This is a genomic window from Coleofasciculaceae cyanobacterium, from assembly GCA_036703275.1.
In the GTDB taxonomy this organism is placed as follows: domain Bacteria; phylum Cyanobacteriota; class Cyanobacteriia; order Cyanobacteriales; family Xenococcaceae; genus Waterburya.
In genome coordinates, this window is sequence record DATNPK010000077.1 from 17,141 (window position 1) to 29,657 (window position 12,517).

At 44.7% G+C, this 12,517-nt stretch carries 6 protein-coding genes; all 6 read left to right on the forward strand.

Translation table 11 applies throughout. The annotated features are described in order from the left end of the window. The first annotated feature begins 364 nt into the window (after window positions 1-364). The 6 genes from V6C71_14900 to V6C71_14925 all read left to right on the forward strand — a co-directional run bounded on the left by V6C71_14900 (window position 365) and on the right by V6C71_14925 (window position 12,469). The gene (locus tag V6C71_14900) at window positions 365-4,222 is read left to right on the forward strand and encodes an ATP-binding protein (protein HEY9769757.1); all 3,858 of its coding nucleotides are present in this window, start codon (window positions 365-367) and stop codon (window positions 4,220-4,222) included. A gap of 69 nt (window positions 4,223-4,291) precedes the next feature. Beyond that, window positions 4,292-8,050, forward strand: coding sequence for a PAS domain-containing protein (locus tag V6C71_14905; protein HEY9769758.1), 3,759 nt, complete (start codon window positions 4,292-4,294; stop codon window positions 8,048-8,050). 1,092 nt (window positions 8,051-9,142) lie between these two features. After that, window positions 9,143-9,946: a Tic22 family protein gene (locus tag V6C71_14910; GenBank protein HEY9769759.1), complete on the forward strand. Its 804-nt coding sequence runs from the start codon at window positions 9,143-9,145 to the stop codon at window positions 9,944-9,946. Window positions 9,947-9,952: 6 nt separating this feature from the next. Further along, a complete protein-coding gene (gene prmC / locus V6C71_14915) occupies window positions 9,953-10,837 on the forward strand; it encodes a peptide chain release factor N(5)-glutamine methyltransferase (GenBank protein ID HEY9769760.1) in 885 nt (294 codons plus the stop codon). A 51-nt stretch (window positions 10,838-10,888) separates the two neighbouring features. Beyond that, window positions 10,889-11,476 carry an L-threonylcarbamoyladenylate synthase gene (locus tag V6C71_14920; GenBank protein HEY9769761.1) on the forward strand — a complete coding sequence of 196 codons (588 nt, stop codon included), beginning with the start codon at window positions 10,889-10,891 and terminating at the stop codon, window positions 11,474-11,476. 204 nt (window positions 11,477-11,680) lie between these two features. Beyond that, window positions 11,681-12,469: a HAMP domain-containing sensor histidine kinase gene (locus V6C71_14925; protein HEY9769762.1), complete on the forward strand. Its 789-nt coding sequence runs from the start codon at window positions 11,681-11,683 to the stop codon at window positions 12,467-12,469. The last annotated feature ends 48 nt before the right edge of the window (window positions 12,470-12,517 follow it).

Sequence of the window (12,517 nt, forward strand, 5' to 3'; positions counted from 1 at the left end):
AATGTTGCCTATTATTACCCCAGATAAAATTGCTCTTTCTCCTGGAACATTAGCTGACTATGAACAAATCTTAGCCCAGTTAAGCGATCGCACTATTTTTTGTATTCGTTGAAACTACTAATAAATATCTACTAATAAATATTGGGAAGTTAAGCAAAAGATAATTTTAAGCTCATTTTTGAAGATTAGTGTTCGTAATCTGGTTTGTCGCTGATAATTGAATTTTGAGAAATACGAGCGCTAGATGATTATTTGAAAGCAGATAAAAAAAATTTAGTATAGATAATTAAGTATCTTCAATGAAATTGGTTTTTGAGATTATAGCGATCGCTTGGTTGCGTGGACACAATGGAGGAACAGAATTATGACCCAGCATCATCAAGCAGCCGAGCAGATTTTTACAGGCAGTAGCGAGATGGCTGAATTAATGCGATCGCATGATTGGTCGAAAACTCCTCTCGGTAATGTTTCTAGCTGGACATCAAGTCTGAAAATAGCCGTGAGTATCTGCTTGAACTCCCGCTTCCCAATGGTAATTTGGTGGGGCAAGGAACTCGTGTTGCTCTACAACGATGCTTGGCGACAGATTTTGGGCGTTAAACATCCTAAGGCTCTAGGACGACCAGGACAAGAAATTTGGACAGAAATTTGGGATATTATTGGGGTGCAGCTCAATGGCGTACTGGAAACGGCGCAAGCAACTTGGTCTGACGATATGTTGCTGCTCGTCGATCGTTACGGATATACCGAAGAAGCTTATTTCACCTACTCCTACAGCCCCATTTTCCTCCAAACTGGAGAGGTCGGCGGGGCATTCACGGCCGTTACTGAAACGACTCGTCGTGTAATTGGCGAGCGGCGACTCAGTACACTACGTGAACTTGCGTCTAGTGCCGTGGAAGCTAAATCGGTTGAGGAGACCTGTCGGATTGCCAGTGCCACTCTGGCAAAGAATCCTTACGATATTCCCTTTGCGCTATTGTATTTGGTTGAACAGGATGGAAACCAAGCTCGCTTGGTGGGGACAGTCAGGGTAGACGCTGAGACATCTGTCAGTCCAGAGCGGGTCGATTTGACTCAAGAACATGATAACTACTGGAAGCTCGCCCAAGTCACAAGGAGCGGGAACATCGAAATTGTGGATGATTTAATCACCCAAATTGGATCGCTCTCTGGCGGAGTCTGGGATGAAGCTTCGCGAAAGGCGATCGTAATACCGATCGCTCAAGCTAGTCAAAAACAGCAAGTATTAGCAACTCTAATACTTGGAATTAGCCCTCAACTCGCGTTCGATGATGAGTACCGAGGCTTTTTTGACTTAGTTGCCAGCAATATTAAAACAGCGATCGCAAACGCCCAAGCCTATGAAGAAGAAAGACAAAGAGCCGAAGCGCTGGCTGAGCTCGATCGTGCCAAAACGGTGTTCTTTAGTAATATCAGCCATGAATTCCGCACCCCACTGACGCTGATGCTCGGTCCAACTGAAGATGCCTTAAGCGATCGAGCCGAACCTTTACCTCCTGCCCAGCAAGCCCGGATTGAAACCGTTCAGCGTAACGGAATGCGGTTGTTAAAGCTCGTGAATACGCTGTTGGACTTTTCCCGTATTGAAGCGGGACGGGCGCAGGGAACCTATGAACCCACCAATTTAGCGACCTACACCGCAGAACTGGCATCGGTATTTCGCTCGACGATCGAACGAGCAAACCTGCGTCTGGTAGTAGATTGCCCAATTCTGTCCGAATCAGTGTATGTTGACCGCGAAATGTGGGAAAAGATTGTCCTCAACCTTCTCTCGAACGCCTTTAAGTTCACCTTGGAGGGGGAAATATCACTTCAGTTACGGGAACTAGAGAATAGGGTTGAGCTAAAAGTGCAAGACACGGGAATTGGCATTCCAGCTACCGAGCTACCGCACCTATTCAAGCGATTCCATCGGGTAAAAGGAGCAAAGGGACGGAGTTTTGAAGGATCGGGAATTGGACTTTCGCTGGTTCAGGAATTGGTGCAGCTGCATCATGGCACGATTGAGGTTACCAGTGTCGAAGGAGAAGGCACTTGCTTTACGATTACTATTGGTAAGGGAAACGCGCATCTTTCCGCCGAGCAGCTCGACACGTCTAAAAACCTGGCGTCCACAGCAAAGGTCACTAACTTCTTTGTCGAAGAAGCCTCGCGCTGGCTACCAGAAGCGAATACTCAGTTTTCCAATCTCAGTTCTGAATTAAATTCAGCAGCACCCCTTCGGACTTCAAGCCTCAAGCCTGAATCTGCTCAAACTGCCCGAATTCTTTTGGCAGATGACAACGCCGATATGCGAGACTACCTGAAGCGGTTATTGAGCCAGCGATATGAAGTCGAAGCCGTTGCTGATGGTATCGCTGCCCTGAATGCAATTCGTCGCTTATCTCCAGACTTAGTGTTGAGCGATGTGATGATGCCAGGATTGGATGGGTTTGAGCTTCTGCGATCGCTGCGTAGGGATCTCAAGACGCAGCAGATTCCGATTATTTTGCTGTCTGCACGGGCAGGGGAAGAAGCTCGCCTTGAAGGGCTAGAAGCAGGAGCCGATGATTATTTAACCAAGCCGTTTTCAGCACGGGAACTGTTGGCACGGGTGGAAGCCACGCTGAAGCTCGCTAAACTGCGCCAAGAAGCCGCCACACGAGAATATGCGCTGCGCGCGGAGACAGAGGCGGTCAGCGTTCGTTTAGAAACGGTGTTGGCTGGCATTAACGATCAATTTATAGTATTCAATCGCAATTGGCGAATTACTTACCTCAACGATCGAGCTGCCGTAGCGCTGGGGCAGCCCCAAGAAGATCTCTTAAACCAGAATCTGTGGGATCTGTTTCCCGATCTGCTGGGGACTGAATTCCACGATCGCCTGCATCAAGCCATGTATGACCGAATCGCGACTCGGTTTGAGTATTATTATCCCACCTGGGATCGCTGGTTTGAGAATCGGCTATATCCAACCCCAGATGGCATTGTCAATCTTTGTAGCGAAATTACCGAGCGCAAACAGCTCGAAGCCGAACGCAGCCGATTGCTGGCTCAGGAGCAAACGGCACGGGAAGCCGCAGAAACAGCAAATCGCATTAAAGATGAGTTTTTAGCCGTGCTATCCCATGAGTTGCGATCGCCCCTCAATCCGATCCTCGGTTGGTCAAAGCTGCTGCAAAATGGCAACCTGGATGCGTCAAAAACCAAGCAGGGGCTAGAAACAATCGAACGGAACGCCAGGCTACAGTCGGAACTGATTGAAGATTTGCTGGATGTCTCCCGTATCCTCCAAGGAAAACTTAGCCTGAACGTGAATCGGGTCAATCTCGCAGCTACGATTGAAGCCGCAATCGAAACGGTGTATCTAGCGGCAGAAGCCAAGTCCATTTCGGTAGACGTAGCGCTCGATTCTAGAGTGGGAGAAGTTTTCGGGGATGCAACGCGCTTACAGCAGGTCGTTTGGAATCTGCTGTCTAATGCGGTCAAATTTACCGCCCCTGGTGGGCATATTACCGTGCAGCTAGAACAGATTGGCGATCAGGCTCAGTTCCGCGTTAGCGACAATGGTAAGGGCATTCATCCTGATTTTCTGCCCTATGTATTTGACTATTTTCGGCAGGAAAATAGCGCGACGACGCGCAAGTTTGGCGGATTAGGATTAGGGCTGGCGATCGTCCGTAACCTCGTGGAACTGCATGGAGGAACCGTTTGGGCGGACAGCTCTGGCGAAGAGTTAGGCTCTACTTTTACCGTAAACCTGCCGTTGATGCCCGTTCAAACTTCCGTCACTCCAGATCTCCAGTCTTCTGAGCCATCTCTTAATTTGAATGGCAGGCAAATTTTGGTCATTGATGACGAGACTGATTCACGAGAGTTTGTCGCATTTGTTCTGGAGCTATCAGGGGCAAAAGTGACAACTGCCACAACCGCAAAGGAAGGATTGGCAAACTTAACGCAATGTCAGCCAGATATCTTGCTCAGTGATATCGGTATGCCCGATATGGATGGCTATATGCTGATGCGGCAGATCCGAGCATTACCGCCCCAACAGGGCGGGAACGTTCTGGCGATCGCCCTGACGGCCTACGCTGGAGATTTTAACCAACAGCAGGCGTTACAGGCTGGATTTCAACAGCACCTCTCTAAACCGATTGAACCAGATGCGTTGGTGCGAGCGATTAGCACTTTACTAACTCTAAAGAAACCGCTGAGCTGAGCGAACGCAACAGCTAAAACCCTATTGATCATTTATTCCAACGCCAATCCACCGCCCTTGCCAATTTCTATGACTGACCAACTGCCTCAAAAGCCTTTGACTCCAAAAATTCCTGCAAACGAGAATGAGCGGCTAGCAGCGCTGCATCGCTATAAAATTCTTGATACGCCAGCCGAAGCATCCTTCGATCGCATCACCACTCTAGCAGCGCGACTGTTTCAAGTTCCCACTGCGCTCATTTCGCTAGTAGATGAGTCAAGAGCCTGGTTTAAGTCCAGCATTGGCTTTGATGCCCACGAAATCTCTCGCCATGCCACACTTTGTAGCTTGGCGGTGTTGATGGATGAGCCGCTGATTATTCCCGATACCCGACTCGACGAGCGCTTTTGTAGCAATCCCTTTGTGCAAAGCGAACCAGGTATGCGGTTCTATGCAAGTGCGCCCCTGATCACTCATGACGGCTTTAATCTAGGAACGCTCTGTCTGCTCGACACTCAGCCTCACGACCCGTTAACCGCAGAGCAACAAGCAACCCTGATCGATCTAGCAGCAATGGTGGTCGATGAACTGGAACTAAAATTGGCGGCTCATCAGATTGCCCAATTGGATGCGGCCCTGCAAGAAATTACGCAAGGGGTGGCGACGGTCACAGGTGAAGCTTTTTTCGATGCGCTGGTACAGCACTTTGCCCAAGTTTTAGATACCGATTATGTTTATATTGGTTTGGTCGAAGGCGATGACCCGAAAATGATGAGAACGATCGCCACCTGCGCCCACGGTCAGATCGTCGATAACCTAGAATATGCGCTGCAAGAGACACCGTGCTGGTCAGCGATCGAGCAGCGAAAGATTTGTTGCTACCCGCGTAATGTGCAGGCTCAATTTCCCAATGCGCCCCTGCTTAAACCACTCTCCGTCGAGAGCTATGTAGCAGCTCCTTTGTTGGACTCTAACGGCACTGTCCTGGGTTTGCTAGGGGTGATGGATGGTGAACCCCTAGAGAATGTAAATCTAGCAGAATCGTTGCTGACAATTTTTGCCAGTCGAATTGCGACCGAGCTAGAGCGTCAGCAGGCAGAAGCAGCGTTGCGCTTGAACGAGGCACAGTTACAGACACTCTTGGACGCAGCACCATTCGGTATTTACTTAATTGACCAGGACTTTCGGATTCGGCAGGTAAACCCGATTGCTCTGCCCTTTTTTGAGAAGATCGTCGATTTAATTGGGCAAGACTTTGACGAGGTAATCCACAGAATGTGGCCGCCAGAAGATGCAGATGAAGTGGTTCAATGGTTTCGTCACACGCTGGAAACGGGAGAGGCATACTTTGTCCCCGAACTGATTGAAGAGCGTCGCGATCGCCGAATAACTGAATATTACCAGTGGCAAATCAATCGCGTCCCACTTGCTGAAGGGCGCTACGGCGTGGTCTGCTATTTTCGCAACATCTCGGCTCAGGTGCAGGCTCGTCAGGCGAACGCTGCATCTGAGGCACGACTCAGAAGTTTTGTGGAAGCCAATGTTGTAGGAATTATGTTTGGCGATATCTATGGCGCGATTTATGAAGCCAATGACGAGCTACTGAGGATTGTCGGTTATACTCGCGAAGACTTGGAAGCAGAGCGGCTGAGCTGGGTTGACATCACCCCACCAGAATGGCTGCCGCTGGACGAGCAGGCAATTGCAGAGGCAAGGGACAGAGGAGCCTGTACACCTTATGAAAAAGAATATATTCGCCAGGATGGTAGCCGAGTTTCAGTCCTCATCGGCTATAGCTTGATTGGAGAAGCTAGAGAGGAATCGGTAGTATTTATTGTCGACTTAAGCAATCGTAAACAAGCCGAAGCTGCCGTTCGAGAAAGCACAGCGCGGCTCAAGTTTTTGCTGGAAGCAGCTCAGTTTGGCGATTGGGATTTGAATTTAAGCGATCGTACGGCTTCCCGTTCTCTCAGACACGATAAAATTTTCGGCTACGAGTCCCTTCTACCAGAGTGGACTTACGAAATGTTTCTCGACCATGTTCTGCCCGAAGCGCGAGAAGAAATCAATCGCCAGTATCAAAGCGCTATCAACAGTAACGAACCCTGGGATTTTGAGTGCCGTATTCGCCGTGCTGACGACCAGGTGAGATGGATTTGGGTAAGTGGGTACATCTACCAGAATCAAGGAGAAGCAACTTGGATGCTGGGACTGGTCGCTGATATTACCGATCGCAAACAAGCCGAAGAAGCGCTACGCGAGAGCGAGTCAAGATTCCAATTAGCGACTCGTGCTATTACCGGACTTATTTATGACTGGAATGTGCAAACGGGCCATATATACCGCTCTGAAGGTCTGTTGCGACTGGTTGGGGTTCATCCTGAAGCAGCACTTCCTACAGCAGATTGGTGGACAGAGCGCATCAACCCTGAAGACCAAGCTAGGAGCCATTTCGATTGGAAAGCGGCGTTTGCTGCCAATGGCACGCTGCAAGATAGCTACAGCGTTGAATATCGGGTTCGCCATGCTGATGGACACTGGGTATATGTTTGGGATCGGGGTTGTTTGCTCCGCGATGCCAGTGGGCAGGTGATTCGCGTGGTTGGTTCTACGGCAGACATTAGCGAGCGCGTTCAAATTGAACGAGATCGCGAGCGCATTTTACAACAAGAACAAGCCGCAAGAAAAGAAGCGGAGAAAGCTAATCGCATTAAAGATGAATTTCTGGCAGTACTATCTCACGAACTGCGATCGCCTCTCAATCCGATTTTAGGCTGGTCGCAACTGCTACTAACAGGCAGACTGAATGCCACCCAAACCGCCGAGGCTTTACAAACGATCAGGCGCAATGCCACACTACAGTCGCAATTAATCGAAGACTTACTCGATGTGTCGCGCATTCTGCGGGGCAAACTGGCTTTAAATGTAGTTCCCGTGCCTCTGGCAAGAATGATTACGGCTGCCCTAGAAACAGTTAGATTAGCTGCACAAGCCAAAAATATTCAAATTCAGACAGTATTCAGTTCCGATGTTATCGAAGTTTCAGGGGATGCAGGTCGCTTACAGCAAATCGTCTGGAATCTTTTATCAAATGCCGTAAAATTCACGCCTAATGGCGGCCGAGTCGAGGTTCGATTAACACAAATCGATTGCCAGGCTCAAATTCAAGTCTCCGATACTGGCAAAGGCATTGCTCCTGATTTCCTGCCCTATGTATTCGAGCGTTTCCGCCAAGAAGATGGCGCCACAACTCGCCAATTTGGTGGATTAGGACTGGGACTGGCGATCGCACATCAATTAGTCGAACTCCATGGCGGTAGCGTTTTTGTCGACAGCGCTGGCGAAGACCAAGGAGCCACCTTTACGATCAGATTACCACTCTTCGAGTCACAAGGGCAGGAGAAGGAATTAAATTTAGATTCATCCTCTATCCTTCGCCCCTTATCTCTTCCATTAGCTGGGATGAGAATTCTCGTTGTCGATGATGAGCCTGACTCACGAGATTTTGTCGTCTTTGTACTAGAGCAAGCAGGTGCAGACACCCTCGCCATGTCCTCGGCGAGCGAGGCGCTGCAATCGATACAACACAATAAACCTGATTTGCTCGTCAGCGATATCGGAATGCCAGAGATGGATGGTTATATGCTGATCGATTACATCCGTAACCAACTTCCACCTCAGTATCGCGATCTTCTGGCGATCGCCTTAACTGCTTATGCAGGAGAAGCCAACGAACGCCAAGTTTTGCAAGCAGGATTTCACCAACACCTTGCCAAGCCTATCGATCCAAGTGTGTTAGTTGCTGTAGTAACGCGCTTGGTTGCCCCTTCATTGCCAACAGGGATTTAATTCAAAAATCGATATTCTGATTGAAAATAGGCAAAAGGCAACAAAAATCTTTTACGTATGATTTTAGTAGTGAAAAAATTCAACAATAGCGATCGCTAACTAACATCGCTGTTTGGTCATCGAGAAGACTAATTTGTGCGACTATTCTACTTTTGTCAATCGTTCTAATTTGGTCTATAGCAATACTCCCTTGTACGTTTTTCTGGTTAATCGCGATTCTCGTTGGGTATAGTCATTTCAAATAGGAAACATATGAAATAATAAAAGTTAGATGAAAAAACAGATTGACTAATTCTTAAGAAGCTTACGTAAAATTATTATTCAACAGAGTTCAAAAGACCTAGTGTATATAGACGAATCAGGTTTTGATGCTTATACATATCGTCCCTATGCTTGGTCGAAAAAATGGTAAGTTGCGACAGACATCTAATTTTTGAACATTTTCAGTGTTATTTGCTTGCCCTGCAATTCAAAAACCAAAGATATTGAAGTTAATATCTTGAATTTATATTCTTGGTCTACTTAAGTTTAGTTAAATCCATTATGTATACTAAAAAAGATACTACATTTATATAGTTTCTATAACTATAAAAAGCCATCGGTGGTGATGCACTTTTATGAGCAATTTTAATTATTGTATTAATTAAAAATCAAATATACTTTAATAGGCAATAAAATTCTTCTATATCTCAAATTTAAATGATTAGGCAACAGATACTTCCCTAACGGTTTCGTTATTTCAGACGAGAATTTGCTGATAGAATTACATTTGTGGTAATTTACGTGAAAATTGGTGATCGAAGTCTCGATTGCCTAATTTTTATCCAGATCACAAATTGTCTATCATCGAATATCTAATAATTTAATTTGAGATAATATATGATTAGATTTGCGTAACAAAATTAGCTTCGTACAGGCAGGATAATGAGTAATAATATTAGTCTAATGCTCAAAGTTTTAAATAGTTAAGATGAGCATTGTAAGTTTAAATAAGTGAGCCAATCAATAAAATAATTTAACTAGTTACCAAGTAATTCACAGGTTTTAGACACAATTAAGCAAACAGTAAACACTATAATGAGGCAAAAAGCCATGATTAAACCATTAGTCCGTTGGAGCATTACTTTAGGAGTTGCCGGAGTAAGTTTTTTTAGCTGGGGAATACTCGAAAATCTAATTGCAAATGCCTTGCCTCAAGAACAAGTTTTAGAAAAACTCGATCCTGTTCCAGTGTTTACAATTGCCGACGAGCAAGGTGCGCCTTTAGTTGCATCAGGAGAAGATCAGGCCAAAGTTGCAGGGGTTTTTATTTCTCAGGATGATGCTAACCAATTTGTCAATCAGTTAAAAACTGAAAATCCCGAACTAGCACAAAAAGTCAAGGTTGTACCAGTTTCATTAGGAGAGGTTTACAAACTAGCTGAATCTGCTAAAACTCAAGAAAATCCCCTAAATTTTGCTTATGTACCTGAACAAGAAGCCGTAAGTTCAGCCAAAACTATCGGTGAAGCTAATCAGCAACCATACAAAGGTGGAGTACCTTTATTTGTAGCGCGAGGTGGTGAAGGTAAGGGTTACTTAACCTTTGAAAGAAATTCTCAGCAGGTTATTCCTTTTTTCTTTGACAAACAACAGTTAGAACAAATGGTAGCCAGGTTTAAAGAACAAGAACCAGAAGTTGCTGCTAATGTAAATATTGAGGTTCATCCCCTAGAAGGAGTAATTGAAACTCTCGAAACAGGTTCGGATGAGATACTACAAAAAATTGTTTTAGTACCATCAAGTGAATCAATTGAGTTTTTACAAAACGTAGCTCCATCTCCCACAGGAGGAGAAGAAGGAACAATTGAAACAACTCCAGAAGCAGCACCAGCACCAGTAGCACCCCAGAATTAATTAGAATTGTCTAACATTTCTGGTCAAGAACTACACCGTTGGTATCAACAGGCAAAAAAAACGGCGATCGCTAACAATATAGATCTAGCTGAAGTTGATTGGTTACTTCAGAGCTTAACTGGCTTAGATCGCCTGTCTTTACGTCTGGGTACATTCCAAAATCAAGCACAGCTTGAAAGTCATAAAACCCTGTCAGAGCTAAAATTGCTATGGCAACAGCGTCTTCAAGAACGTCTACCAGTTCAATACTTGCTGGAAACTGTTTTTTGGAGACGTTTTCAATTAAAGGTTACCCCAGCAGTTTTAATTCCTCGTCCAGAAACAGAATTAATTATCGATCTAGCTCAAGAAAATAATCTAATTTCTAAAGGCGATCGACATTGGGTAGATTTAGGCACTGGTAGCGGTGCGATCGCCCTGGGTTTGGCAGATGTTTTTCCTCAAGCTACGATCCACGCAGTAGATTTAAGCAGTGATGCTTTACAAATTGCTCGAGAAAATGCGGTTAATTTAAATCTAGAATCAAATATTCGCTTTTATCAGGGTAGCTGGTGGAGTCCCCTAGAGTTTCTCCAAGGCAAAGTAACAGGAATGGTTTCTAATCCGCCTTATATTCCTACCGCACAGATAAACCATTTACAGCCAGAAGTAGCCTGCCATGAGCCTCGTCTCGCTCTTGATGGAGGTCATGATGGTTTAAACGATTTGCGCTATTTGGTTAAAACTGCTCCTCAATATTTAGTTTCAGGAGGAATCTGGCTGGTAGAATTGATGACTGGTCAAGCTAGTACAGTAATTGAACTATTGAAACATCAGGGAGAATATGATGATGTGAAATCGTACTCAGATCTTAATGGCATTGAACGCTTTGTTCTAGCCTACCGCCGTTAACTATTTAAGTATGATAAAAGTTATTTGATCAATCAAAGTAATCGAGCGTTTATGGTACAAGTTTCTCAGGCAGATCTAATTACAGGAGCGATCGCAGGAAAAGTAGTCAGTTTTCCTACCGATACCGTACCAGCATTAGCCGTAAAACCCGAGTCGGCAAAGCAGATTTATCAGCTAAAGCAGCGTTCTCATGATAAACCATTGATTTTATTAGGAGCATCAATTCAAGATTTACTGCCCTATGTGGTTTACACCCGCTCAGAATTGACAGCGTGGCAATCTTTAATCGGTCAATATTTACCTGGTGCGCTTACTTTAGTGCTACCCGCCTCTGCCAAAGTTCCTGCGGCAGTTAATCCAACCGAGTCCAACACCGTCGGCATTAGAATTCCCAATCATCCCATTGCACTCAACATATTGCAGCAAACTGGTGTTTTAGCTACCAGCAGTGCTAATATCTCAGGGCAAAATACTCTGATGACGATGGAAGCAATTGAGCGAGCTTTTCCAGATATTTTGGTGCTTGATTGGCTAGATTCATCAGCAAGCGGTGCTTTGGCTAGTGGACTTCCTTCTACAGTAGTTTGTTGGCAGAATCAAGGATGGCAAATTTTGCGCCAGGGAAGTGTAACTATTTAATTTGAAAGCATAACTGGTTAAATAATCTTAAAATGTTATATTACATTAGTTCCAAGTTACTGAAGCCTGACATCAATCGTTACAATATACAATAAAAGTAGTAGTCTAAAACTAAATTGATGGGGTAAAAGCTAACGCAAAAAACAGCAGTAGTTAGCAATGTTTCATGTAATAAACTTTACTTTGAATCTATTTCTTTGAATTATGAATGAAATTGATGAGCTAAAAGAAGAACTCAAACAGGCGCAGCTTGCTTATCAAATGGCAGCACAAATGAGCCAATTCAAGGCGGGTTTTTTAGCTAGAACTTCTCATGAACTGCGATCGCCTCTTAGCAGTCTGATTGGTTTGCATCAATTAATTTTGTCAGATTTGTGTGAAAGTCCCGAAGAACAAAAAGAATTTATTGCTCAGGCTTATCACTCTGCCTTAAAGTTAATGAAGCTGATTGATGAGATTGTTGCTGTTTCTAAAACAGAATATGGCAGTAATAGTCTACACCTAGAATCGCTTCAGCTTGCAGAAATATTTAGGGAAATCGATCGTCTTACTCATCTTCAGGCTGCTAACCGTAATTTAAAATTAGAAATCGTCAATCCTGATTCGGAAGTTTATGTTTTTGCCGATCGCTCTCGATTAGTTCAGTTGATTTTTAACCTAATTGACAGTGGCATTTCTTTAATGAAGAGAGGGACAATTAAACTCTCAACTACTGAAGTGACGCTCGATAGCGTGAAGGTTGAAATCGACTTAGAATGTCCTGCTGTTTTGTGGCAAGAATCAACTTCAACTGAACCCAATTTTAATCCGAATGATTTAGCCGAAATTCGCGAATTTTTACAAGAGATTAGCCTGTCAGCCAACATGAAGCTATTATTATCTCAAACTCTATTAGAAACAATGGGTGGTAGTTTAGAATTATTAGATCTTGGCTATCTCAATAAACAGCAGCCATTAACTCGGATAATATTAACCTGCAAGAGAAATAATTAAGTGGCTTTTGGGGAAAATGCCAGAGCAAAAAAAAAGACTGCCAATAAT

Coding starts and splice junctions, on each gene's coding strand:
- V6C71_14900 (HEY9769757.1), top strand. CDS start 365: ATGACCCAGCATCATCAAGCAGCCGAGCAGATTTTTACAGGCAGTAGC.
- V6C71_14905 (HEY9769758.1), top strand. CDS start 4,292: ATGACTGACCAACTGCCTCAAAAGCCTTTGACTCCAAAAATTCCTGCA.
- V6C71_14910 (HEY9769759.1), top strand. CDS start 9,143: ATGATTAAACCATTAGTCCGTTGGAGCATTACTTTAGGAGTTGCCGGA.
- V6C71_14920 (HEY9769761.1), top strand. CDS start 10,889: ATGGTACAAGTTTCTCAGGCAGATCTAATTACAGGAGCGATCGCAGGA.
- V6C71_14925 (HEY9769762.1), top strand. CDS start 11,681: ATGAATGAAATTGATGAGCTAAAAGAAGAACTCAAACAGGCGCAGCTT.